A 23738-nucleotide genomic window follows, 5' to 3' on the forward strand; every position below is an offset into this window, starting at 1 on the left:
GAGAAAACCATGACCCCGATGAACAGCAAGACGATCAAGACCTGGGCCTGGGTCCACAAGTGGAGCAGCCTGGTCTGCACCGTATTCATGCTGCTGCTGTGCCTGACCGGCCTGCCGCTCATCTTCCATCACGAGATCGGGCACCTGCTGGGCACCGAGGTGGAGGCGCCCGAGATGCCGGCGGACACGCCGCGCGCGAGCCTCGACCGCGTCCTCGAGGTGGCGAAGGCCAAGCATCCCGACCGCGTGGTGCAGTTCGCCTCGCACGCGGAGGACGACGACAACCTGTGGTTCGTCACCCTCACGCCGACGCCGGCGCCCACCGACGACTTCAAGTCGGTGGTGGTGGACGCGCGCACCGCCGAGGTGCTGGGCCAGCCGAAGTTCGACGAGGGCTTCATGTACGTGATGTTCAAGCTGCACGTCGACCTGTTCGCGGGGCTGCCAGGCAAGCTGTTCCTGGGCTTCATGGGCCTGCTGCTGCTGGTGGCGATCGTCTCGGGCGTGGTGCTCTACGCGCCGTTCATGCGCAAGCTCGAGTTCGGCACGGTGCGACGCGAGAAGCGCGCGCGCCTGAAGTGGCTCGACCTGCACAACCTGCTGGGCATCGTCACGCTGGTGTGGGCCTTCGTGGTGGGCGGCACCGGCATGATCAACACCTGGGCCGACCTGGTCATCAAGTACTGGCAGCACGACCAGCTGACCGCGCTGCTGGCACCCTACCAGGGGCAGGCCCCGGTGCCGGTGGCCGAGCGCGGCTCGCTGCAGCGCTCGCTCGAGGTGGCGCAGGCGCGCGCGCCGGGCACCAAGCTGTCGTTCATCGCGTTCCCGGGCACCTCCTTCTCCAGCCCGCACCACAACACCTTCTTCCTGCGCGGCGACGAGCCGTTCACGTCGAAGCTGCTGCAGCCGGTGCTGGTCGATGCCCGCACGGCCGAGGTGACGGCGTCGCCGAAGCTGCCGTGGTACCTCACGGCGCTGCTGGTGTCCCAGCCGCTGCACTTCGGCGACTACGGCGGCCTGCCGATGCAGATCCTGTGGGCGTTGCTCGACATCGCCACGATCGTGGTGCTGGGCAGCGGGCTGTACCTGTGGTGGAAGCGCCGCAGCGGTGTGCCGGCGGCACGGGCCGGCCATGCGTCGCGCCCGGCGGGCGACGTGTCGGCACCGCCCTCGGCGCAGCCGGCGCCGGCCCTGAAGGTGCGCGCGTGAGGCCGCCGGCATCGTCCGCGCCGACCACGCCGGCGCATCCGTTCCGGCACACGCCGTCGTCGTTCTGGCGGCTGTGGGGCTGGCCCGTCGTGCTGGGGGTGCTGACGACCCTCGGCCTGGTCTCGGCGCTGTTCAGCGACGGTGGAGCGGGCGACGTGGTGGCCTGGGTCGCGCTGGGCGTTCCGGTCGGCGTGGGCGTCTGGTTCGGGTGGCGTCGACCGGCCCGGCGGCATTCCGGGGATTGAGCCTCCGGCCTCCCGCAAGGCACATCGCCCCGACGGCCTTCGCAGGCCATCGGGGCGATGTGCTTTCCGGGGTCCGTGGCGCGCCGTGCGCGCCGGGTCCGCGCGCGCCTACCGGACCGCCATGAACATGCTGGGCAGCCAGGTGGAGAAGGCGGGGACGAAGGTGACGAGGGCGAGGGCGAAGACGAGGGCGCCGTAGAAGGGCCAGATGGTGCGCATGACGGTGCCCACGGAGACCCCTCCGATGGCGCAGCCCACGAACTGGGTGGTGCCCACGGGGGGGGTGTTCAGCCCGAGGGCGCAGTTGATCAGCAGCACGATGCCGAACTGCACGGAGGTCATGCCGTACTGCTGGGCGATGGGCAGGAAGATCGGCGTGCACAGCAAGATGGTGGCGGCCATGTCCAGGAAGGTGCCCAGCACGAACAGGATGACGTTGATCATCAGGAAGATCAGCCACGGGGTGGTGGTGATCTGGGAGAGCATCTGCCCGGTGAGCTCGGCCACGCCGTAGAGGCTGATGAGGTAGCCGAAGGTGCTGGAGATGCCGATGAGCAGCAGGATGACCCCGGTGGTGCGCACGGCCTTGGAGGCCGCCTTGATGAAGTGCTCCCACTTGATGCTGCGGTAGACGAGCACCGTGAGGGCGAGCGCGTAGAGCACGGCCACGGCGGCCGACTCGGTGGCCGTGAAGATGCCCGAGAGGATGCCCCCCAGGATCAGCACGACGATGAACAGGCCGGGCAGCGCCGCGGCGAACGACCGCGCGACGATCGCCCAGCCGGGGAAGGTGCCCGCGGGGTAGCCGCGCTTGACGGCCACCAGGTAGGCCGCGGCGAGGTTGCTGATGGTGAGGATGGCCGCGGGCAGCAGCGCGGCCAGGATCAGCGCGGCGATGGAGACCTTCCCGCCGGCGGCCAGCGAGTAGATGATCAGGTTGTGGCTGGTGGGCATGAGCGCGCCCACGAGGGCGGCGTGAGTGGTCACGTTGACCGCGTAGTCGGCGTGATAGCCCTCCTTCTTCATCATCGGAATCATCACCGCGCCCATGGCCGAGACGTCGGCCACGGGGGAGCCGGAGACGCCGCCGAACAGCGTGCAGGCCACCACGTTGGACATGCCCAGGCCGCCTCGCACGTGGCCCACGATCGAGCGCGCGAAGTCCACGATGCGGTCAGCGATGCCCCCGTAGAGCATCAGCTCGCCGGCGAAGATGAAGAACGGGATGGCCAGGAAGGAGAAGATGCCCATGCCCGAGGTCATCTGCTGGAAGCCCACGGCCAGGGGCAGGCCCTCGTAGGCGAGCGTGGCGAGCGCGGACAGCCCGATGGAGAACGCCACGGGCACGCCCAGCAGCAGGAACAGCGTGAACGACACGCACAGGATCAGGAGAGGGATGGTCATGGGTTACTTCCGGGAATACCGCGGAGCCGGCTTTGCCGGGCCGCTGGTATTGCCCCCTGCAAGGGGGTTGGCGAAGCGACACGAAGTGCGCGAAGACTGGGGGTGAGCATGTTCAGGCCCAGGCGGGTTCGACTTCGCGGCCCTTGGCCAGCGCGATGATGTGCTCGATGGAGAACATGACGATGAGCACGCCGGCGATCGTCGCGGGCACGTACTTCCAGCCCTCGGAGATCCACAGGGTGGGCAGCCGGTAGTCCCACACCGACTCGGCCAAGAGGGCGCAGTTCCACGCCATGACCGCGCCGAAGACCAGCACCAGCCCATGGATGAGGAACTCCATCTTCAGGCGCAGCCAGTCCGGCGCGAGCACCAGGAACGACTCCAGCCCGATGTGGCCCGCGTCGCGCACGCCCACGGCCACGCCGAACATGGTCACGTAGATCACCAGCAGCAGCGCCAGGCTCTCCGCCCAGGTGGGGGTGTTGTTCAGGACGTAGCGGCCGAACACCTGCCAGCTCACCGCGCAGATCACCGCGATGAGCCCGACGATGCCCAGCCACATGCACAGGCGCGCGAGCGCGCGGCAAAGCTTGGTGTACATGATGGGGAAGGGGGGTGCTCGTCTTACTTGGTGTCCTGCACGCGCTTGACCAGGTCCTTGAGCTTGTCGTCGGTGATGAACTTGTCATACACCGGCTTCATCGCCGCCTGGAACGGCGCCTTGTCGATCTCGATGATCTCCGCGCCCCCGGCCTTCACGGTGGCGAGCGACTTCACCTCGCGCGCCTCCCACTGCTTGCGCATGTAGGGCACCGACTCCTTGGCCGCCTGGCGGATCCAGCCCTGCTCCTCGGCGGAGAGCCGGTCCCAGGCGCGCTTGGAGAACAGGAGCATCTCCGGGGCCATCGAGTGCTCGGTCTTGGTGTAGTACTTGGCCACCTCGAAGGCGCGCGCGCTCTCGTACGTCGGGTAGTTGTTCTCCGCCGCGTCGATCAGCCCGGTCTTCAGGCCCGTGTAGACCTCCCCCATGGGCATGGGCGTGGCGTTCGCCCCCATCGCCTCGAGCATCGTCACCCACAGGTCCGACTGCTGCACCCGCACCTTCAGCCCCTTCATGTCGGCGAAGCTGCGCACCGCCCGCTTGGCCGTGAACATCGAGCGCGCGCCGCTGTCGTAGTAGGCCAGCCCCACGAAGCCCTGCTTCTCGCAGCTCTTGAGGATGTCCTCGCCGATCGGGCCGTCGAGCACCTTGTGCAGGTGGTCCACCGAGCGGAACAGGAACGGCATCGTGGGCACCTGGGTCTCCGCGCAGATGTTGTTCATCGGCGCGATGTTCACCCGCACCATCTGCAGCGCCCCGATCTTGGTCTGCTCGATCGTGTCCTTCTCGTTGCCCAGCGCGGAGTTGTTGAACACCTTGATCGAATGCTTGCCCCCGGACAGCGCCTTGAGCCGCTCACCCATGAACTTCACCGCCGTCACCGTCGGGTAGTCGTCCGGGTGGATGTCCGCCGAGCGGAACTCCGTCGCCTGGGCGGTCAGGCTGGCGAAGGCGGCGCAGGCACAGGCGGCCAGCGCGATCAGGTTGAATCGATGCGATTTCATTTGTCTTCCTCTGCGGGTGGTGGTTTGGGGTGGTTCTTCGAAGGGTCAGAAAACGCAGGCCGGCTCGGGCAGGCCGGCCACGCCGGGACGCAGCGCGAACACGCCGCCGGCGAGCGGCTGGTCCGACAGGTCGCCGCCCGGGCGGATGGAGGTGACGAACAGCGTGTCGAGCCGCGCGCCGCCGAAGGCGCACATGGCGGGCTTCTTCACCGGCACGGCCAGCGACCGGTCGAGCCGGCCGTCGGGCGTGAAGCGGTGCACCAGGCCGGCGTCGTTGCCGCAGATCCAGTAGCAGCCCTCGGCGTCCACGGCCGCGCCGTCGGGACGGCCCGGCAGCGCGCGCATGTCGACGAACAGGCGCCGCCCGTGCGGCGTGCCGGTGTCGGTGTCGTAGTCGAAGGCCCAGATCGCCTGGACGTCGGGATGCGAGTCCGACAGGTACATCGTGGCGCCGTCGGGACTGAAGGCGAGCCCGTTGGGCACGATGAGCGCGTCGAGTTCGACCCGCAGCGCGGCCTCGGCCACGACATCGCCCTGGTAGCGGTAGACGCGGCCGACGGAGCGGCCGGCGGCCATGTCCATCAGCATCGTGCCGGCGCGAAAGCGGCCCTGGCGGTCGCAGCGTCCGTCGTTGAAGCGCATGCCCGGCGCGGCATGCGCGGCGTTGGCCAGCAGGGTGCTCGCCAGGGTACCGTCCTCGCGCGGTGCGATGGCGAACAGGCCGCTTTCCATGCCGGCGATCCACTGGCCCGGCCGGCCCGCGCGCGGGGCGATGCAGGCCAGCATCTCGTCGCCGGTCCACGTGGCGTGGGCGCCGCTGGCGGGGTCGAGCCGGTGCAGCCGTCGTGCCGGGATGTCGACCCAGCAGAGCGCCTGTTCGTCGGCCAGCCAGACCGGGCTCTCACCGGTGGCGCAGCGCGCGTCCAGGACCAGTTCGGCCACGGGGCCGTTGACGCCCGTCATGGTCAGAACGGGCCCTGCGCCGTGAAGGCGCCGCCCTGGTAGATGGCGTTCGGATCGTCCGCCGCCACCGGTGGCTGGGCCTCGACCTTGGCGCGGAAGGGCTCGGAGCTGTCCTTGGCGACGAAGCCCAGGTGGGCGGCCTGCGTGTTGTCCCACCAGATGTCGCGGTTGGCCGACATGCCGTAGACCACGGTGTGCTTGACGTCGGGCGTGAACAGGGCCTTCTCGATCAGCGCCGTCAGGTCGTCGTAGCTCAGCCAAGTGCTCATCATCCGGCGGTTGAGCGGCTCCGGGAACGACGAGCCGATGCGGATGCTGACGGTCTCGATGCCGTAGCGGTCGAAGTAGAGCTGCGCCATGTCCTCGCCGAAGGACTTCGACAGGCCGTAGTAGCCGTCGGGCCGGCGCCGCGCGTTGGCGTCGATCGTCTCGTCCTGTTTGTAGAAGCCGATGGCGTGGTTGGAGCTGGCGAAGACCACGCGCCGCACGCCGTGGCGCCGCGCCGCCTCGTAGACGTTGAAGACGCCGCGGATGTTGGCTTCCAGGATCTCCTCGAACGGCCGTTCGACCGACACGCCGCCCAGGTGGACGATGGCGTCGCAGCCGTCGACCAGCGCGTCCACGGCGGCCTTGTCGGAGAGGTCGCAGGTCACCAGTTCCTCGTGCGCCTGGGCCGCCGGAGCCAGCGCCGCGATGTCCGACAGGCGCAGCGTCCGTGCGAAGGGCCGCAGCCGCTCGCGCAGCACCTTGCCCAGCCCGCCGGCGGCACCGGTCAGCAGCAGGCGCTGGAACATGGCGTCCCGGGAAGCGGGCGAGGCCCGGGACGGGTCGGAAGTCTCGGTGGGAGCGGGTGTGCCGGCGTCGGTCATCTGCATCGTCTCTTGTAAGTTATCGGTTGTCATACAACCCATGCGGCGATTATCATGAAGCGATGGCGAGCGTGTCAACAGAACTTCCCAGCATGTCCGAGGCCCCCGCCACGGCCTTGGCGCCGGCCGCGCCGGTTTCCGCGTCGGCCCGCCAGCGGCTGCGCGGCCGCGGGCTGGCGCACAGCCTGGTCGACGATTTCAGCGTGCGCATCCGCGACGCGGTGCTGCGCCCGGGAGACAAGCTGCCCACCGAGTCGGAGATCATGCAGGTCTTCGGTGTCAGCCGCACCGTGGTGCGCGAGGCGCTGTCCAAGCTGCAGGCCGGCGGTCTGGTGGAGACGCGCCACGGGATCGGCACCTTCGTGCTGCACCCGCGCGCGAGCGGGGTGTTCCGCCTCGACGCCGGCGACATCGCGACCTCGGTCGACGTGCTGGCGGTACTGGAGCTGCGCATCAGCCTGGAGACCGAGGCCGCCGGCCTGGCCGCCGTGCGCCGCAGCGCCGAGCAGCTCCAGGCCATGCGCGCGGCGCTCGACGAGTTCGAGCGCAACGTCGCGCTCGAGCACGACACGGTGGAGGCCGACTTCGATTTCCACCTGCAGATCGCCCAGTCGACCGGCAATCCGTATTTCGCCGAGATCCTGGCCCACCTGGGCCGCACGATCATCCCGCGCACGCGCATCAAGGCCATCCGCGACCACGTGCGGGGCGGCGCCTACCTCGGCCGCGTGAACCGCGAGCACGAGGAGATCCATGCCGCCATCGCGCGCCACGACGCCGAATCGGCCCGCGCCGCGATGCGCATCCACCTGACCAACAGCCGGGAGCGCCTGCGCCTGTCGCAGCACGCGGCGCGCACCCTCGAGGCGGCCGACGGCGCCGCCGCGCCGTCCTCGGACGGCACGGCCGGCACGGCCGCCTGAGCGGCCGGATGGGCGGTCAGGGAAATCCCTGTTGCGAAATCATTTTCATCCAGTCATACGATGACTGATCACTGCAAATGGGCATCGACCGGGCCCAAGACCTTTTCCAGGAGACAGACCATGACGCTTTCCCGCCGCCATCTCGGTGCCAGCTGCCTCGCCGCCGCTTGCCTCGCCACGCCGTTCGCCACGCTGGCCCAGCCGGCCGCCTGGCCTTCCAAGCCGCTGCGCATCGTGGTGCCGTACCCCCCGGGCGGCTCGTCCGACATCATCGCGCGCGCCATCTCGCAACCGCTGGCCGAAGCGCTCAAGACGACCGTGCTGGTGGAGAACAAGCCCGGCGCCAACGGCAACCTCGGCGCCGATTTCGTCGCCAAGTCCGCGCCCGACGGCTATACCATCCTGCTGTGCGACGTCGGCGCGCTGGCGATCAGCCCGTCGGTCTACACCAAGCTGGCCTTCGACCCCTCCAAGGACCTGCGCGGCGTGACCATGCTGGCCTATTCGCCCCACCTGCTGGTGGTCCATCCGTCGGTCAAGGCCAACAACCTCAAGGAACTGGTGGCGCTGTCCAAGACCGGCGACCTGAACTTCGCCGTCACGGCCTCGGGCAGCGCGCCGCACCTCGCGGGCGTGGCGCTCGAACGCGCCAGCGGCGCCAAGTGGACCTACGTGCCCTACAAGGGCGGCGTGCAGGCGATCCAGGACACCGTCTCCGGCCAGACGCAGGTGCTCATGAACGGCATGCTCGCCACGCTGCCGCAGGTGCAGGCCGGCCGGCTGAAGGTGCTGGGCGTCTCCAAGGCCACCCGCATGCCCCTCATCGGCGACGTGCCCACGCTGGCCGAGCAGGGCGCGACCGGCTTCGAGTCCGGCACCTGGCAGGGCGTGGTGATGGCGCGCGGCACGCCCGACGCCATCGTCAACCGGCTCAACAAGGAACTCGTCGCCGTCATCCGCTCGGCCGACATCCGCTCGCGCCTGGCCGGGCAGGGCGCCGAGGTGGTGACCATGACGCCGCAGGAGGAAGAGCAGTTCTTCAACAAGGAACGCGCGCGCTGGGCGGCGGTCGTGAAGCAGGCCGACATCCGCCTGGACTGAGTCCCGGACGGCGAAGAATTCAACAACGACAGGAGACGAAGACATGCCGAAGAAGACCATCCTCATCGCCGCCGCCGTGCTGGCGATCGCCGCCGCGAGCGGCTGCGCCGACCTGCCGCGCCCGCACATGCCGGGACCGGCCATGGGAGCCACCGGCACGCCGGCCGCCACCCAGGCCGTGACCGCCGCCGCCGAGCGCCTGCGCCTCGCGATGATCGACCCCACGCCGGCCGCGCTCGGCGCGCTGGTGGCCGACGACCTGAGCTACGGCCATTCGGCCGGCCGCGTCGACACCAAGGCCAGCTTCATCGCCGACCTGATGGACGGGAAGTCCGATTTCGTGACCCTGGTCATCAGCGACCAGACCGTGAAGGTGGTGGGCGACGCGGCCATCGTGCGCCACACCCTCACGGCCGACACCAACGACGCCGGCAAGCCCGGCAAGGTCGCCATCAAGGTGCTCGGCGTGTGGCAGCGGCAGGCCGACGGCGCCTGGCGCCTGCTGGCGCGTCAGGCGGTGCGCCCGCCGGTCTGACGCCGGCGCCGGGCGGCGAGCCACGCACCGGCCTCGAACAGCAGTTCGCTCGCGATCGCCAGCGCGGCGGCCGGCAGCGCGCCGGCCAACAGCAGCTGGCGGTCGTTGAGCGCCAGCCCCGTGACGATGCGCTCGCCGAAGCCGCCCGCGCCGATGAAAGCCGCGATGGTCGCCGTGCCGATGGCGATCGCCGTGGCCGTGCGCACGCCCGCCACCAAGGTCGGCAGCGCGATGGGCAGCAGCACGAAGCGCAGGTTCTGCGCGCGCGTCAGGCCCAGCGCGATGCCGGCCTGGCGCACGCCCTGGGGCACCTCGCCCAGCCCGGTGACGGTGTTGCGCATGATGGGCAGCAGCGCGTAGAGCGTGAGCGCGATCAGCGCGGGCAGGGTGCCGATGGCGCCCAGCGCGGAGATCAGCACCGCCAGCAGCGCCAGCGACGGCACCGTCTGCAGCAGGCTCGCGACGCCCAGCGCCAGCGCCCGCCAGCGCGCGTGCGCGAACACCGCCACCGCCACCGGCACGCCGATCAGGACCGCCAGCCCGACCGCGACGGCCACCAGCAGCAGGTGCTCGCGCGCGAGCCGGCCGAGGTCGGCGCCGAACAGCTTGGCCGCGAAGCCGCGCGGGGCCTGCGACGCCGCGCCACCGGCGAGGAAGTCGCGCGCGATGGTGTCAAAGGCCGCGCCCTGCAGTTCGGCGCGCGCGTTCATGGCGATCATGGCGCGCTCGTCGATGCGGCCTTCCAGCGTGCGCAGCGCGGCCCAGGCGGCCGGGTGGCGCGCGGGCAGGTCGAGCCGGTGCAGCAGCACGGCGTCGTAGCGCGGGAAGTAGGCCCGGTCGTCGCGCAGCACGCGCAGGCCGAGGTGGTCGATTCGCGCGTCGGTGGTGTAGATGTCGATGACGTCGATGCGGCCGGCGCCGATGGCGTTGTAGGCCAGGCCATGGTCGATGCCCACGGGCTGTTGCGCGAGACCGTAGCGCGCGGCCAGCCCGCGCCAGCCGTCGGCGCGGCCGATGAACTCGTTGGACAGGCCCAGGCGCAGCGCCGGGTGCGCCGCGAGGTCGGACAGCGTGCGCACGCCCAGGCGGTCGGCGTCGGCCGCGCGCATCGCCAGGGCATAGCCGTCGTTGAAGCCCAGCGGCACCGCCACGCCCAGGCCGAGCGGCGCGAGCGCGGCGTTGAGCGCCTCCGGCGCGAGGGCGGCCGCGTCCGTCGCGCCGCCCTTGAGGATCTCCAGCGCGATGGTGCCGGTGTACTCGGCATAGACGTCGATGGCGCCGGAGCGCAGCGCCTCGTGGACGATGGCCGTGTTGCCCAGGCCCTGGCGCAGCACCGGCGGCGCCGTCGTCCGCGCGGCCGCGGTCTGGGCCATGACCTCGGCCAGGATGTACGACTCGGTGAAGCGCTTGGAGCCGATGCGCAGGGGTCCGGCGTCCGGGGCGGATGGGGTCTGCGCGAGGCACGACAGGCCGCACATCGCCAGCAGGACGATCGCGAGCCGGCGCGCGAACCCGCCCGCCCCCGTGCGCCACCGGGCGGGACGCACGCCGGGCACCGGCGGGGACGGGGCGGGTGACGAGGCGGGTGACGGGGCGGGCATCGCGGCAGTGTAGGGGCCCGTCCGCGACGGCCGGCCGGTTCACGTCGGCTTCCTACAGACGGTCGTGCGCGAGGCCGATGCGTCGTGGCGGGCGCCGCCGCGACAGTCGCAGCGCCGCTGCGCGGCGGCCACGGACGGCGCCCGACGTCCGCGGGCTTCGAATCACCCTCACGAAGGACATCTCCCCCATGGCTTCCAACCCTCCCGAACACGCCACCCTCGTCGACATCCACGGCGCGCGCGAACTTCCCCTGGTGACGGTCGAGGGCTACAGCCTGCAGTTGCGCGACAAGGACGGCTTCATCGGCGACGGCGCCAGCCAGACCGCGTTCCGCGAACTGCTGCAGCAGGCGCGCAAGGACCGGCCGAAGGAAGGACCGGACCCGTTCGGCCGCCGGCATTCGCGCAGCTTCGCGAAAAAGGAACTCGACGCCATCCTCGCCGACGAGAGCCCCGGCGAGGCCGCCCGCATCCTGCGGGGCGTGATCGACGACTTCGCCATCGAGCTCGCGCACGTCACGCGGCGGTTCCTGCGCGAGCCGTCGTGGAAAGGCGTCGAGCGGGTGGTGATCGGCGGCGGCTTCCCGGAGAGCGACGTGGGCGAGCGTGCCATCCTGCAGGCGTCGGTGATCCTGGACTCGCAGCGCGTCCACGTGCCGCTCGGACGGCTGTCGCACGAGGTCGACGACGGTGGGCTGATCGGCTGGGTGCACCTGGTGCCGCCGGCGATGCTGCGCCACCACGACGCCATCCTCGCGGTCGACATCGGCGGCACCAACCTGCGTTGCGGCATCGTCAAGCTGCGCCGGAAGCGCGCCGCGGACCTGTCCAAGGCCAAGGTGCTCGAGCGGCAGAAATGGCGCCACGCGGACGACAAGCCCACCCGCAGCGCGCTGGTCGACCGGCTCGCCGCGATGCTCCAGGAACTCATCGACCATTGCGACGAGGAAGGCCTGAGCCTCGCGCCCTTCATCGGCATCGCCTGCCCGGGGCAGATCCGGCGGGACGGCTCCATCGCGCGCGGCACGCAGAACCTGCCGGGCAACTGGGAGAGCGACACCTTCCACCTGCCCAGCGAGCTGCAGAAGCGGCTGCCCACCGTCGGCGGCATCCCGGCCATGGTGCGCATGCACAACGACGCCGTGGTGCAGGGCCTGAGCGAGCTGCCCTTCATGCGCGACGTCAAGCGCTGGGCCATCCTGACCATCGGCACCGGCCTGGGCAACGTCAGCTACACGAACAAGCCCGAGCCGGACGAGGCGGCCGACGAGAAGGCCCGGCGCAAGGCCCGCAGGAAGCACCGCGAGGAAAAGGCCGAGGCCGAGCGGCGGGAGAAGGACAAGAAGCGCGAGGTCCGGAAGCGGGCCGAGGCCGCGCGCGAGGCGCTGGAGAAGTTCGAGAAGCCGGAGAAGCAGGAGCCATCCGGAAAGGGCAAGGCCACCGGCGCCTAGAGCTGGAACGCGATCGTCAGCAGCAGGCCCTCGGCCAGGTCGCGCACCACGCCCGGGCGGCGCGCGCGGAAGGTCTCCCCGGCCGAGGCGGTGGTCTCGATCCACTGGGCGAGCCAGTCGATGTCGTGGGCGCCGTAGAAGACGACGGCGGCCTCGTGGTTGAGCAGCAGGCTGCGCAGGTCGAGGTTGATCGAGCCGCACAGCGCCAGCGTCTCGTCCACCACCACCGCCTTGGCGTGCGCCATGAACGGCAGCATCCGGAAGATCACGCCGGCGGCGGCGAGGTCGCGCATGGCGCGCGTGCGCACGAAATCCGCCAGCCGGTGGTTGGACCGCCGCGGCATCGCGATGGTCACCTGCACGCCGCGCCGCGCCGCCAGCCGCAGGGCGTTGCGCAGGCCGTCGTCGGGCACGAAGTAGGGCGTGATGGCGAGCACGCGGTGCTCGGCGCGGAAGCACGCGTCGATCAGCAGCGAATTGGCGGTGTCCTCGGTCTGGTCGGGGCCGCTGGGCAGGAACTGCGCGGGCGGCAGCGCGGTCTCGCCGTCCTGCGGCGCGGCGGGCGGCACCGGGATGTCGCGCGCCGCGTCCTGGCGCACCGAGCGCCAGTCGTGGTCGAACTGCTGCGCCGCCGCGTGCGCGACGCCGCCGTCGAGGTCGAAGGACAGGTCGCGCCAGGCCTGGGGGTGGGCGTCGTTGCCGGTGAAGTACTCGCCGGCCAGGTTGCGCCCGCCGGCCCACAGCCGGGCGTCGTCGGCGACGACCAGCTTGCGGTGGTTGCGCAGGTTGCGCGGTCCGCTGCGCCGCAGGCTCAGCAGGGGACGGAAGACGGCCACCTCGGCGCCGGCCGCGCGCAGGGCGTCGAGCCGCCGGCGCGGCAGCGTGAGCGCGCCGAAGCCGTCGAGCAGCAGGCGCACGCGCACGCCCTCGCGGGCGCGCCGGGCCAGGCGTTCGACGGCCTCGGCGCCCAGCGCGTCGTCGCCGATGATGAAGGTGCACACGTCGATGCGATGGCGCGCGCCGTCGATCACGCGCCACAGCGCCTCGCGCGCGGCGGCGCCGTCGGCATGGAAGCGCGTGCGGCAGGGCGAGGGCGCGGGCAGCCCGAAGCTCTCGATCAGCTCGGCCGCCCAGTGGAGCGGGACCCGGGTGCGCGCCGGCCTCGGCAGGCCGACCGGGCGCAGCTTGCGCTGGCCGAACAGCAGGTAGCCCGGCAGCGCCACGTAGGGCATCAGCACCAGCCCCATGACCCAGGCGATGGCCGTGGCCGGCGGGCGCTGCTCGCGGCGCGCCCGCGTCGTCACCACATACACCAGCAGCGCGATCGCGACGACGAGGAAGTGCTGCGACGGCGACGGCAGCCAGGCCAGGAACAGGGGGGTCATCGGCGGCGAGGTTAACGCGCGCGCCGCAGCGCTTACGCTCGGGTGCCCCGGGCGCTCGCGCTCGCCTCCGTTGCTCGCCTGCGTCGCCCGCCCGCGCCATGTCCCGCCGTCCTCCGTCGCCTCCCATCGTCCGTCCGCCATGCTGACCCTGCTGTTCGACGGCGTCGCCCACGGCATGGTGCTGTTCGTCCTGGGCCTGGGCCTGGTCGTCACGCTGGGGCTGATGAATTTCGTCCACCTCGCGCACGGCGCCTTCGCCATGGCGGGCGGCTACGTCGCGGTGTTCGCCATGCGGTCGCTGGGACTGCCGTTCCTCGCGAGCCTGCTGCTGGCCTTCGTCGGCGCGGCGGCGGCGGGCGCGCTGCTGGAGCGCACGCTCTACCGGCCGATGCACCGCCGCCCGCACCTCGATCAGGTGCTCTTCTCCATCGGCCTCGTCTTCATGGCCATGGCGCTGGCCGATCACCTCGCCGGCGCCGCGCCGCGCCACCTCGACCCCCCGGCCTGGCTGCTCGGTCGCACCGAGCTCGGCGAGGGCGCGCTGCGGCTGTCGATGGGCCACTACCGGCTCTTCGTGATCGCGGTGTGCGCGGGCCTGGCGGCGGCGCTGCAGTGGGTCTGGTCGCGCACGCGCTTCGGTGCGCGCCTGCGCGCCGCCGTGGACGATCCGCGCGTGGCCGGCGGCATGGGCATCGACGTCGGGCGGCTGTTCTCGGTCACCTTCGCCGCCGGTTCGGGCCTCGCCGGCCTGGGCGGCGCGCTGGGCGCGGAGCTCGTCGGCATCGACCCGGCTTTTCCGCTGCGTTGCCTGGTGCCGATGCTGATCGTCGTGGCGGTGGGCGGCACGGCGTCGGTCACCGGGCCGCTGCGCGCCGCGCTGCTGCTGGGCATCGCGGAGGTGGCCGGCCGGTACTTCGTGCCGGCGCTGGGCGGTGCGCTGGTCTACCTGGTGACGATCGCGCTGCTGCTGTGGCGCCCGCGCGGCCTGTTCGCGCCGGGGGGCGCACGGTGAGCGGGCTGCGGCGGACCGGGGAGATCGCCGGCTGGGCGCTGGTGCTGGCGCTGCCCGCCGTGGTGCCGTCCCAGGCGCCGCTCGTGGGCGAGATCGCCATCGTCGCGCTGTTCGCGGTGTCGCTCGACCTGGTGGTGGGCTACGCGGGCATCGTCTCGCTCGGCCACGCGGCGTTCTTCGGGCTGGGGGCGTACGCCGCCGGCCTGTTCGCCAAGCACGCGACGCCCGATCCGGTCGCCGGCCTGCTGGCGGCCACGACGCTCGCGGCCGCCTTCGGCGCGCTCGCCAGCCCGACGGTGCGGCGCGGCAGCGACCTCACGCGCCTGATGGTCACGCTGGGCACCGCCGCGCTGCTGCATGAACTCGCCAACGCCTTCGACGGCCTGACCGGCGGCGCCGATGGCCTGCAGGGCGTGGCGATGGGGCCGCTGCCGGGCGGCTTCACGTTCGATCTCGACGGCCGCGCGGCGGCCGGGTACGCGCTGGCGGTGGCGCTGGCGCTGTTCGCCGTGCTGCGGCGGCTGGTGCGTTCGCCCTTCGGCGTCGCGCTGCGCGCGGTGCGCGATCACCGGCCGCGCGCCGAGGCCATCGGCATCCCGGCCGCGCGCCACCTGGGCGCGACCTACACCGTCGCCGCCGGGGTGGCCGGCGCGGCCGGCGCGCTGCTGGCGCAGACCACGGGCTTCGCCTCGCTCGACGTGCTGTCCTTCGCGCGCTCGGCCGACGGCCTGCTGATGCTGGTGGTCGGCGGCACGGGCTGGCTCTACGGCGGGGTGGCGGGCGCGGTCGTGTTCAAGCTGCTGCAGGACGCGCTGGCGTCGCTGGCGCCGCAGTGGGGCATGTTCTGGATCGGCTCGGTGCTGGTCCTGCTGGCGCTCGGCGGACGCGACCTGGTGCCGTGGACGCTCGGACGTCTGGGCGCCGGCCGCCGCGGGACCGGCGCGCCGTCCGGCGGCCGTGCGACCGAGGGCACCGGTCCCGACCGTGCCGGCGCCGCCGGCCACGCCGCCGGGAACGCCTTGGGGAACGCCTGGGGAAACGCGGCGGCCGTCGATGCCGGGTCCGACGACGTCGTGCTGGCGTGCCACGGCCTGACCGTGCGGCTGGGCGGCGTCGACGCGGTGCGCGGCGTGGACCTCGAACTGCGCCGGGGCGCGCGGCACGCGCTGATCGGTCCGAACGGCGCCGGCAAGACCACCCTGGTCAACCTGCTGGGCGGGGTGCTCGCGCCCGACGCGGGGCGCATCGTGCTCGACGGCACGGACGTCACGCGCGAGCCCCCGCACCGGCGTGCCGCCCGGGGCCTCGTGCGTTCGTTCCAGGTCGGCGCGCTGTTCGACACCCTGACGCCGCGCGAGACGCTGGCGCTCGCCATCGCGCGCCGCCACGCCGGGGGCGCGGACGGGTGGCGCCCGCTGGCGGCGTCGGCCGTGGCGGCGGAGGGCGCGACGTGGCTGCTCGAGCGCTTCCGCCTCGCCGCCGACGCCGACCGGCCCACGCGCGCGCTGGCCTACGGGCAGCGCCGGCTGTTGGAGATCGCGCTGGCGCTGGCTTGCGAGCCGCGCGTGCTGGTGCTCGACGAGCCCATGGCCGGCGTGCCGCCGGCCGAGCGCGAGGCCCTGCTCGAGACGCTCGCGGCGCTGCCCCCGGAGGTCGCGGTGCTGCTGATCGAGCACGACATGGACCTGGTGTTCCGCTTCGCGCGGCGCATCACGGTGCTGGCCGAGGGGGCCGTGCTGGCCGAGGGCGATCCGGCGGCGATCGCGGCGGACGCGCGCGTCCGCTCGGCCTACCTGGGTCCGGCCGGCGCCGGGACCGCTCCGCGTCCCGATCCGTGCGCCGATGCGCGCACCGGCGACACCGGGTCCGTGGTGCCCGCGACCGCGCCGTCAGGCAGGACGGCGGCGCCGGCCCGCCCGACGGCCGCCGTCCCGCCCACGCGCGCACCGCTGCTGCGCGTAGAGGGCCTCGTCGCCGGCCACGGCGACGCGGTGGTGCTGCACGACATCGGCTTCGTGCTGCAGGCCGGGCGCACGCTGGCGCTGCTCGGACGCAACGGCGCGGGCAAGACCACGTTGATCGACACGCTCGCGGGCACCGCGCGGCAGCGCGGCGGACGCATCCTGTGGCAGGGCGAGGGCGAGGGCACGCCGGTCGCGCTCCACGCGCTCGCCGCGCACCGGCGCGCGGCGCTGGGCATCGGCTGGGTGCCCCAGGAGCGCGGCGTGTTCGCGTCGCTCACCGTGCACGAGCACCTCGCGGCCTTCGCGCGGCCGGCGCGCGCCGGCCGCGGCCGCGCGCCGGCCTGGACCCCCGGACGCGTCTACGCGCTGTTCCCACGCCTGGCCGAACGCCGTGCCCACCTCGGCCGCCAGCTCTCCGGGGGCGAGCAGCAGATGCTGGCCATCGGGCGGGCGCTGATGCTGGCGCCGCGCCTGCTGCTGCTCGACGAGCCGCTCGAAGGGCTGGCGCCGGTGCTGGCGGCCGAGGTGCTCGCGGCCATCGAACGGCTCACGCGCGGGGAGGGACTGGCCGTGATCGTCGTCGAGCAGCACCCGCAGGCCGTGCTGGCCATCGCCGACGAGGCGCTGGTGCTCGACCGGGGCCGCGTCGCCCACGCCTCGGCGGCGCGCGAACTGGCGGCGCGGCCCGACCTGCTCGCGCGCTGGCTGGGCGCGGCCGGCGGCGCGTGAGCCGATCCGCTCAGATCGGCAGCGCGGTCGTCGTCTTCACGCGGTCGAGCACGAAGCTGGTCTTGCAGTCCTGCACGCTCGGGTGCTTGAGCAGCGTGTCCATGACGAAGCGCGCGTAGTGCGCCATGTCGGCCACCACCACGCGCAGGAGGTAGTCCATCTCGCCGGTGAGCGAGGCGCACTCGACCACCTCCGGCCAGGCCTGGATGGAGGCGCGGAAGGCGTCCATCGGATTGCGCTTGTGGCGCTCGGTGTGCTTTTCCAGGCGCACGTTGATGTAGGCCATCAGCGGCAGGCCGACCCGCTCGGGCCGCAGCAGGGCGACGTAGCCTTCGATCACGCCGGCCTCCTCCAGGCGCTTGACGCGCCGCAGCGTGGCCGAGGCCGACAGGCTGACCTGCGCGGCCAGCTCGTCGTAGGTGGCGCGGCCGTTGCTCTGGAGCGCGCGAAGCACGCGCAGATCGATGGCATCGAGTTCGACTGAAGCGTTCATCCGAAGTATTTTGCAGGAATCCTGCGTTCGTCCGCCGCGGGCATCGCAAGTTGCAGGAATCGTGTGCCGAGAGCGCCTAGCATTCGATGACACACCCCCCACCCGACGCCCACACCACTTCCGGAGACGACGATGACCGATCTGTTCGACAACCCCATGGGCCTGCAAGGCTTCGAGTTCATCGAGTTCGCCTCGCCCACCCCCGGCGTGCTGGAGCCGGTGTTCGAGACGCTGGGCTTCACGCTGGTCGCCAGGCACCGCTCCAAGGACGTCGTGCTCTACCGCCAGGGCGAGATCAACTTCATCATCAACCGCGAGCCCAGGAGCCCGGCGGCCTATTTCGCGGCCGAGCACGGCCCGTCGGCCTGCGGCATGGCGTTCCGCGTGAAGGACGCCCACAAGGCCTACCACCGCGCCCTCGAACTCGGCGCCCAGCCGGTGGAGATCGCCACCGGACCGATGGAGCTGCGCCTGCCGGCCATCAAGGGCATCGGCGGCGCGCCGCTCTACCTGATCGACCGCTTCGAGGACGGCAAGTCGATCTACGACATCGACTTCGAGTTCGTCGAAGGCGTGGAGCGCCATCCGGCGGGCCACGGCCTCAAGCTCATCGACCACCTGACGCACAACGTCTATCGCGGCCGCATGGCCTTCTGGGCCGACTTCTACGAGCGCCTGTTCAACTTCCGCGAGATCCGCTACTTCGACATCTCGGGCGAATACACCGGCCTGACCTCCAAGGCGATGACGGCGCCGGACGGCATGATCCGCATCCCGCTCAACGAGGAAGCCAAGAAGGGCGGCGGGCAGATCGAGGAGTTCCTGATGCAGTTCAACGGCGAGGGCATCCAGCACATCGCCCTGATCTGCGACGACCTGAAGGCCACGGTCGACCGGCTGGCGCTGGCCGGCGTGCAGACCGCCACCGCGCCCAACGACTACTACTACGAGATGCTCGACACGCGCCTGCCGGGCCATGGCGAGAACGTGGCCGAACTGCAGGCGCGCGGCATCCTGATGGACGGCACGACCGAGGGCGGCCAGCCGCGCCTGCTGCTGCAGATCTTCTCCACGGCCTCGCTCGGACCGGTGTTCTTCGAGTTCATCGAGCGCCGGGGCGACTACCGCGAAGGCTTCGGCGAGGGCAACTTCAAGGCGCTGTTCGAATCGCTCGAACGCGACCAGATCCGGCGCGGCGTCCTCGAAGCCGATCCCGCCTGACCCCCCGCGTCCCAAGGAGTTCGTCATGGACACGTCGGTGATCGATCAGGGTGCAACTTCGGTGAAGCATGGCCTGGCGGCGGGCGGCGCGGCCGCGCCGCAGCGGCCGGACTGGACCATCGACCAGGGCTGGGAGCGCTACACGCCGGCCGACCATGCGGTCTGGAAGACGCTGTTCGAGCGCCAGACGAAGCTGCTGCCGGGCCGCGCCTGCGACGAATTCGTCGCCGGCATGGCGCGCCTGCCCATGGGTGCCGACCGCATCCCGAACTTCGTCGAACTCAGCGAGGTGCTCGTGGAACGCACCGGCTGGCAGGTGGTGGCGGTGCCGGGGCTGGTGCCCGACGAGGTGTTCTTCGAGCACCTGGCCAACCGGCGCTTTCCGGCGGGCAACTTCATCCGCGGCGCGCATCAGCTCGACTACCTGGAGGAGCCCGATGTCTTCCACGACGTCTTCGGCCACGTGCCGATGCTGATGGACCCGTCGATCGCCGATTACATCCAGGCCTATGGCGTCGGCGGGCTGCGGGCGAAACGGCTCGGCGTGCTGGACAAGCTGGCGCGCGCCTACTGGTACACGGTGGAGTTCGGCCTCGTGCGGCAGGCCGGCGGCCTGCGCATCTACGGCGCGGGCATCGCGTCGTCGTACACCGAGAGCGTCTTCGCGCTCGACGATCCGTCGCCCAACCGCATCGCGTTCGACCTCGAACGCGTCATGCGGACGAACTACCGCATCGACGATTTCCAGGAGAGCTACTTCGTCATCGACGGCCTGGCGCAACTGCTCGAACTCGCCGCCATCGACTTCGCGCCGCTGTACGAGCGCATCGCCGGCCAGACCGACCATCAGCCCGGCGACGTGTTGCCCGAGGACCGTGTGGTCACCCGGGGCACCGGCCGTCATCACGCGGCCAAGCGTCCCCCGAGCGAGGCGCGGGCCTGACGGAAGCGGAGCCGGGACGGGCCGTCACCGGCCGATCGCGGGCCACCGGCGGTGCAGCCAGGACCAGGCCACCAGCCCGATCGCCAGCATCAGCCCCGACGTCAGCGCCAGGGCGATCGCCGAGTGCATCACCAGCGGCGCGATGGCGCCGGCCACCAGGCCATTGGCGGTCGAGCCGATCACCGCCTGCAGCGAAGACGCCATGCCGCGCCGCTCCGGGTGCAGGTCCAGCACCAGCAGCGTGACGGCCGGCACCATCAGCGCCCAGCCGAAGGCGAAGATCGCCACCGGCGGCAGCGACCACAGCGGATGCGCCGGAAAGACGGCGTGGATGGCGATGTTGACCAGCGACACCAGCGCCATGATGAGGAAGCCGTGCCGGATCTGGCGCTTGGGTGGCACCTTGCCGGCCATGCGGCCGCTGATCCACGCGCCGGCCATGATCCCGCCGATGGTCAGCAGGAAAAACCAGAAGAAGCGCGTGGGCGGCAGGCCCAGCAGATCGCCCAGGAAGGCCGGCGCCGACAGCACGTAGAGGAACATGCCGTTGAACGGCACCCCGCTCGCCAGCGCCAGCAGCAGGAAGCGCGGGTCCGAGCACAGCTCGCGGTAGCCGCGCATCAGCGGGCGCGGGGCGAAGGGCTGGCGCTGGTCGAGGTGCAGGGTCTCGGGCAGCAGCTTCCAGTTGGCCACGAACAGCACCACGCCGACCGCCACCAGGAACCAGAACACCGCGTGCCAGCCCGCGTGCACGAACAGGAAGCCACCGACGATCGGCGCGATCGCCGGCGCCACGCCGAAATAGATCGTGACCTGGCTCATCACCTTCTGCGCCTCGGCCGGCGGGAACATGTCGCGGATGACCGCGCGCGAGACCACGATGCCCGCGCCGGTCGACAGGCCCTGCATGGCGCGGAAGAAGACCAGTTGGCCGATGGTCTGCGACAGGGCGCAACCCAGGGAGGCCAAGGTGAACACCGCCAGTCCCGCGAGCACCACCGGCCGGCGCCCGAAGCTGTCGGACAGCGCGCCGTGGAACAGGTTCATGAAGGCGAAGCCGAACAGGTAGGCCGAGAGCGTCTGCTGCATCTCCACCGGCGTCGCGCCGATCGACGCGGCGATGCCCGAGAACGCCGGGATGTAGGTGTCGATGGAGAACGGCCCGAGCATGCCCAGCACGGCCAGCAGCACCGCCAGCGCCCAGCGCGGCGCCTTCCAGAGGGTGTGGGCATCCGGGTTCATGCGGTCGTTTTCCTGTCTTTGTCGAGTGAAGGAACAGCGTCGCCCAAAAGCAGACGAGCGCCCGTAGGCGCTCGTCTGCATGTTCGCGGACACCGCGGAACCGGCTCTGCCGGGCCGCAGGTGTCGCCCCCTCGAAGGGGGTGGGCACTGCTACGCGAAGCGAGCAAGCCTGGCGGTGGTCAAAGCGTATCGATGAAGCTGCGCAGCTTGTCCGAACGCGACGGGTGCTTGAGCTTGCGCAGCGCCTTCGCCTCGATCTGGCGGATGCGCTCGCGCGTCACGTCGAACTGCTTGCCGACTTCCTCGAGCGTGTGGTCGGTCGACATCTCGATGCCGAAACGCATGCGCAGCACCTTGGCCTCGCGCGGCGTGAGGGAGTCCAGGATGTCCTTGACCACGTCGCGCAGGCCCGCCTGCATGGCCGCCTCGATGGGCGCGGTGTTGCTGCTGTCCTCGATGAAGTCGCCCAGGTGCGAATCGTCGTCATCGCCGATCGGCGTCTCCATGGAGATCGGCTCCTTGGCGATCTTCATGATCTTGCGGATCTTGTCTTCCGGGATCTCCATCTTGGCGGCCAGGATGCCGGCGTCGGGCTCGAAGCCGAACTCCTGCAGATGCTGGCGCGAGATGCGGTTCATCTTGTTGATCGTCTCGATCATGTGGACCGGGATGCGGATGGTGCGCGCCTGGTCGGCGATCGAGCGCGTGATGGCCTGGCGGATCCACCACGTGGCGTACGTCGAGAACTTGTAGCCGCGGCGGTATTCGAACTTGTCGACCGCCTTCATCAGGCCGATGTTGCCTTCCTGGATCAGGTCGAGGAACTGCAGGCCGCGGTTGGTGTACTTCTTGGCGATGGAGATCACCAGGCGCAGGTTGGCCTCGATCATCTCCTTCTTGGCGTCGCGCGAGGAGCGCTCGCCGTCGTTCATGCGCTTGTTGATGTCCTTCAGCTGCGTGAGCGGCACCACCACGCTCGACTGGATGTCGGCGAGCTTCTGCTGGAGTTCCTGCACCGGCGGGATGTTGCGCGCGAGCACCGTGCTCCACGGCTTGCCCGAGGCGGCCTGCTTCTCGACCCATTTCAGGTTGAGCAGGTTCGACGCGACGCGGTTGCCGTTCTTGTCGAAGCCGCTGAAGTCGCGGATGAAGTCCTCCTGCGGGAAGCCGCACTTGTCCACGATGATGCGGCGCAGTTCGCGCTCCTTCTTGCGCACGTCGTCGACCTGCGTGCGCACCAGGTCGCACAGCTTCTCGATGGTCTTGGCCGTGAAGCGGATCGTCATCAGCTCCTCGGACATGGCCTGCTGGGCCTTCAGGTAGGCGGGCGTGCCGTAGCCTTCCTTCTCGTAGATCTGGTGGATCTTCTCGAACATCGACGCGATGCGGTCGAAGCGCTCCAGCGCATCGCGCTTGAGTTCCTCGAGCTTCTTGGTCAGCGCCTTGGAGCCGCCCTTGCCGTCGTCGTCGTCCTCCTCGTCGAACTCGTCGAAGTCCTCCTCGGCCACGTAGTCGTCGGCCTCGTTGGGGTTGGAGAAGCCGTCCACGATGGTGGAGATGACGACCTTGCCGTCGCGGATGGTGGCGGCCATCTCGAGGATGGCGGCGATGGTCGAGGGCGAGGCGGAGATCGCCTCCATCATGGCCATCAGGCCGCCCTCGATGCGCTTGGCGATCTCGATCTCGCCCTCGCGCGTGAGCAGCTCGACGGTGCCCATCTCGCGCATGTACATGCGCACCGGGTCGGTCGTGCGGCCGAACTCGCTGTCGACGGTGGACAGGGCCGCCTCGGCCTCTTCCTCGGCCTCCTCGACGGTGGTCGCGGTGGGCGCGGTGTTGTTGAGCAGCAGCGTCTCGGCGTCGGGCGTCTGTTCGTAGACGGCCACGCCCAGGTCGTTGAGCATCGTGACCACGACCTCCATGGTCTCGGCGTCGACCAGCTTGTCGGGCAGGTGGTCGGAGATCTCGCCCTGCGTCAGGTAGCCGCGGGTCTTGCCCAGCGTGATCAGGGTCTTCAGGCGCGAGCGGCGCTTGGCCATGTCCTCCTCGGACAGGACGGTCTCGTCGAGACCGAATTCCTTCATCAGCGCGCGCTCCTTGGCCTTGCTGATCTTCATGCGCAGCGGCTTGACCTTCTCCTCGGTCGAACCCGTCGCGCCGGTGGCCGCCGGCTCCTCGCCGACGAGCTCGTCCTCGATGTCGGACAGGTCGACGTCGCTGGACGGCTCGGCGGCCGCCTTGGGCTTGCGGCCGCGCTTGGCGCCGGTGGCGGGGGCCGCGGCATCGGCGGTGGCGGCGGCCTTGGGCGGACGGCCGACCTTCTTGGCGGGCACGGCGGCGGTGGCGGTGTCGGAAGCGGCGGCGGCCTTGGCGGCGGCTTTGGGGAGATCGGCGGACGGGTTTTTGGTGGGCACGGTTTTCACTTGGGTTGTCGCATTCGCCTTCGTTGCGGAGGCACCCTTCACAGGTGCTGCCGCTGCGGCTGCTTTCAACGGTGGGGCCGCGGCGGTGGGCGGGGCGGCGGACGCGGCAGGCTTCTTTGGACTGGTCATGGAACCTCGTACGACAAGAATGGACAAGCGGAATCAGGCGCCACGAACCCGGCGCGGGGACGGACACGGAGAGCGAGGAAGCACGGGAGAACGCGGGGCGTTGTACTCCTCGCGCCATCGACGGCCAACGGCAAGATGTCGGGCGAACATTTGGAATGCAGTCCTTGCGGTGTATTGGCCCGTTTCCCGTCTGGGGAAATGCATTGCGCGTGGGGCCGGGTCCGGAGGTGCTGCTGTCGCTCTTGCCTGGTTTCGCGATCAGCGAAGCCGCACATTATAGCGGGTTGC

At 71.0% G+C, this 23738-nt stretch carries 20 protein-coding genes; 10 read left to right on the plus strand and 10 right to left on the minus strand.

The genetic code is table 11. The annotated features are described in order from the left end of the window. The first annotated feature begins 18 nt into the window (after positions 1 to 18). Both NF681_07200 and NF681_07205 read left to right on the plus strand, forming a co-directional pair. Positions 19 to 1212: a PepSY domain-containing protein gene (locus NF681_07200; protein UST55695.1), complete on the plus strand. Its 1194-nt coding sequence runs from the start codon at positions 19 to 21 to the stop codon at positions 1210 to 1212. Then, positions 1209 to 1457, plus strand: coding sequence for a hypothetical protein (locus NF681_07205; GenBank protein ID UST55882.1), 249 nt, complete (start codon positions 1209 to 1211; stop codon positions 1455 to 1457). The genes NF681_07200 and NF681_07205 overlap by 4 nt, the downstream gene beginning before the upstream one ends. 108 nt (positions 1458 to 1565) lie before the next feature. Here NF681_07205 and NF681_07210 read toward each other — a convergent pair whose 3' ends face one another. From NF681_07210 to NF681_07230, 5 genes are all read right to left on the minus strand, one after another. Continuing rightward, positions 1566 to 2861: a TRAP transporter large permease gene (locus tag NF681_07210; protein ID UST54968.1), complete on the minus strand. Its 1296-nt coding sequence runs from the start codon at positions 2859 to 2861 to the stop codon at positions 1566 to 1568. A 112-nt stretch (positions 2862 to 2973) separates the two neighbouring features. Beyond that, entirely contained in the window at positions 2974 to 3462 is a 489-nt protein-coding gene (locus tag NF681_07215) for a TRAP transporter small permease (protein ID UST54969.1), read from the minus strand. Between the two features lie 23 nt (positions 3463 to 3485). Further along, positions 3486 to 4466, minus strand: coding sequence for a TRAP transporter substrate-binding protein (locus NF681_07220; GenBank protein UST54970.1), 981 nt, complete (start codon positions 4464 to 4466; stop codon positions 3486 to 3488). A 45-nt stretch (positions 4467 to 4511) separates the two neighbouring features. Then, positions 4512 to 5429 carry an SMP-30/gluconolactonase/LRE family protein gene (locus tag NF681_07225; protein ID UST54971.1) on the minus strand — a complete coding sequence of 306 codons (918 nt, stop codon included), beginning with the start codon at positions 5427 to 5429 and terminating at the stop codon, positions 4512 to 4514. Between the two features lie 2 nt (positions 5430 to 5431). Further along, positions 5432 to 6223, minus strand: coding sequence for an NAD(P)-dependent oxidoreductase (locus NF681_07230; protein ID UST55696.1), 792 nt, complete (start codon positions 6221 to 6223; stop codon positions 5432 to 5434). 167 nt (positions 6224 to 6390) lie between these two features. Here NF681_07230 and NF681_07235 point away from each other — a divergent pair, with 167 nt between their 5' ends. From NF681_07235 to NF681_07245, 3 genes are all read left to right on the plus strand, one after another. Next, entirely contained in the window at positions 6391 to 7221 is an 831-nt protein-coding gene (locus NF681_07235; GenBank protein UST54972.1) for a FadR family transcriptional regulator, read from the plus strand. A 120-nt stretch (positions 7222 to 7341) separates the two neighbouring features. Then, the gene (locus NF681_07240; protein ID UST54973.1) at positions 7342 to 8322 is read left to right on the plus strand and encodes a tripartite tricarboxylate transporter substrate binding protein; all 981 of its coding nucleotides are present in this window, start codon (positions 7342 to 7344) and stop codon (positions 8320 to 8322) included. A 43-nt stretch (positions 8323 to 8365) separates the two neighbouring features. Continuing rightward, positions 8366 to 8857, plus strand: a complete 492-nt coding sequence (locus tag NF681_07245) for a nuclear transport factor 2 family protein (GenBank protein UST54974.1) — start codon at positions 8366 to 8368, stop codon at positions 8855 to 8857. On the opposite strand, the gene NF681_07250 is transcribed toward NF681_07245, so the two are convergent. After that, positions 8833 to 10335: an ABC transporter permease subunit gene (locus tag NF681_07250; GenBank protein ID UST55697.1), complete on the minus strand. Its 1503-nt coding sequence runs from the start codon at positions 10333 to 10335 to the stop codon at positions 8833 to 8835. The genes NF681_07245 and NF681_07250 overlap by 25 nt on opposite strands. Positions 10336 to 10646: 311 nt before the next feature. Between NF681_07250 and NF681_07255 the strand changes: the two genes are divergently transcribed. Then, complete coding sequence (locus NF681_07255) at positions 10647 to 11909, plus strand: ROK family protein (protein ID UST54975.1); 1263 nt, start codon at positions 10647 to 10649, stop codon at positions 11907 to 11909. Here the strand turns inward: NF681_07255 and NF681_07260 are convergent. Continuing rightward, entirely contained in the window at positions 11906 to 13294 is a 1389-nt protein-coding gene (locus tag NF681_07260; GenBank protein UST54976.1) for a phospholipase D-like domain-containing protein, read from the minus strand. The two genes, NF681_07255 and NF681_07260, sit on opposite strands and share 4 nt — an antisense overlap. 139 nt (positions 13295 to 13433) lie before the next feature. Here NF681_07260 and NF681_07265 point away from each other — a divergent pair, with 139 nt between their 5' ends. Beyond that, the gene (locus tag NF681_07265; protein ID UST54977.1) at positions 13434 to 14306 is read left to right on the plus strand and encodes a branched-chain amino acid ABC transporter permease; all 873 of its coding nucleotides are present in this window, start codon (positions 13434 to 13436) and stop codon (positions 14304 to 14306) included. Then, positions 14303 to 16999: an ATP-binding cassette domain-containing protein gene (locus NF681_07270; protein ID UST54978.1), complete on the plus strand. Its 2697-nt coding sequence runs from the start codon at positions 14303 to 14305 to the stop codon at positions 16997 to 16999. The genes NF681_07265 and NF681_07270 overlap by 4 nt, the downstream gene beginning before the upstream one ends. A gap of 10 nt (positions 17000 to 17009) precedes the next feature. Here the strand turns inward: NF681_07270 and NF681_07275 are convergent, their stop codons facing one another. Next, entirely contained in the window at positions 17010 to 17492 is a 483-nt protein-coding gene (locus NF681_07275; protein UST54979.1) for an Lrp/AsnC family transcriptional regulator, read from the minus strand. A 132-nt stretch (positions 17493 to 17624) separates the two neighbouring features. Here NF681_07275 and hppD point away from each other — a divergent pair, with 132 nt between their 5' ends. Together hppD and phhA are read left to right on the plus strand one after the other, a co-directional pair. Next, a complete protein-coding gene (gene hppD, locus NF681_07280) occupies positions 17625 to 18713 on the plus strand; it encodes a 4-hydroxyphenylpyruvate dioxygenase (protein UST54980.1) in 1089 nt (362 codons plus the stop codon). A 25-nt stretch (positions 18714 to 18738) separates the two neighbouring features. Next, complete coding sequence (gene phhA, locus NF681_07285) at positions 18739 to 19656, plus strand: phenylalanine 4-monooxygenase (protein ID UST54981.1); 918 nt, start codon at positions 18739 to 18741, stop codon at positions 19654 to 19656. 24 nt (positions 19657 to 19680) lie between these two features. Here the strand turns inward: phhA and NF681_07290 are convergent, their stop codons facing one another. Both NF681_07290 and rpoD read right to left on the minus strand, forming a co-directional pair. After that, positions 19681 to 20898 (minus strand): multidrug effflux MFS transporter, encoded by a 1218-nt coding sequence (locus tag NF681_07290; GenBank protein UST54982.1) that lies wholly within the window; start codon positions 20896 to 20898, stop codon positions 19681 to 19683. A 179-nt stretch (positions 20899 to 21077) separates the two neighbouring features. Continuing rightward, entirely contained in the window at positions 21078 to 23450 is a 2373-nt protein-coding gene (rpoD, locus tag NF681_07295; GenBank protein UST54983.1) for an RNA polymerase sigma factor RpoD, read from the minus strand. Positions 23451 to 23738 lie beyond the last annotated feature (288 nt).

It is taken from the genome of Comamonadaceae bacterium OTU4NAUVB1 (genome assembly GCA_024372625.1).
Classification (GTDB): Bacteria; Pseudomonadota; Gammaproteobacteria; order Burkholderiales; family Burkholderiaceae_C; genus Variovorax.

Coding starts and splice junctions, on each gene's coding strand:
- NF681_07200 (UST55695.1), top strand. CDS start 19: ATGAACAGCAAGACGATCAAGACCTGGGCCTGGGTCCACAAGTGGAGC.
- NF681_07210 (UST54968.1), bottom strand. CDS start 2,861: ATGACCATCCCTCTCCTGATCCTGTGCGTGTCGTTCACGCTGTTCCTG.
- NF681_07215 (UST54969.1), bottom strand. CDS start 3,462: ATGTACACCAAGCTTTGCCGCGCGCTCGCGCGCCTGTGCATGTGGCTG.
- NF681_07220 (UST54970.1), bottom strand. CDS start 4,466: ATGAAATCGCATCGATTCAACCTGATCGCGCTGGCCGCCTGTGCCTGC.
- NF681_07225 (UST54971.1), bottom strand. CDS start 5,429: ATGACGGGCGTCAACGGCCCCGTGGCCGAACTGGTCCTGGACGCGCGC.
- NF681_07230 (UST55696.1), bottom strand. CDS start 6,223: ATGTTCCAGCGCCTGCTGCTGACCGGTGCCGCCGGCGGGCTGGGCAAG.
- NF681_07235 (UST54972.1), top strand. CDS start 6,391: ATGTCCGAGGCCCCCGCCACGGCCTTGGCGCCGGCCGCGCCGGTTTCC.
- NF681_07240 (UST54973.1), top strand. CDS start 7,342: ATGACGCTTTCCCGCCGCCATCTCGGTGCCAGCTGCCTCGCCGCCGCT.
- NF681_07245 (UST54974.1), top strand. CDS start 8,366: ATGCCGAAGAAGACCATCCTCATCGCCGCCGCCGTGCTGGCGATCGCC.
- NF681_07250 (UST55697.1), bottom strand. CDS start 10,335: ATGTGCGGCCTGTCGTGCCTCGCGCAGACCCCATCCGCCCCGGACGCC.
- NF681_07255 (UST54975.1), top strand. CDS start 10,647: ATGGCTTCCAACCCTCCCGAACACGCCACCCTCGTCGACATCCACGGC.
- NF681_07260 (UST54976.1), bottom strand. CDS start 13,294: ATGACCCCCCTGTTCCTGGCCTGGCTGCCGTCGCCGTCGCAGCACTTC.
- NF681_07265 (UST54977.1), top strand. CDS start 13,434: ATGCTGACCCTGCTGTTCGACGGCGTCGCCCACGGCATGGTGCTGTTC.
- NF681_07275 (UST54979.1), bottom strand. CDS start 17,492: ATGAACGCTTCAGTCGAACTCGATGCCATCGATCTGCGCGTGCTTCGC.
- hppD (UST54980.1), top strand. CDS start 17,625: ATGACCGATCTGTTCGACAACCCCATGGGCCTGCAAGGCTTCGAGTTC.
- phhA (UST54981.1), top strand. CDS start 18,739: ATGGACACGTCGGTGATCGATCAGGGTGCAACTTCGGTGAAGCATGGC.
- NF681_07290 (UST54982.1), bottom strand. CDS start 20,898: ATGAACCCGGATGCCCACACCCTCTGGAAGGCGCCGCGCTGGGCGCTG.
- rpoD (UST54983.1), bottom strand. CDS start 23,450: ATGACCAGTCCAAAGAAGCCTGCCGCGTCCGCCGCCCCGCCCACCGCC.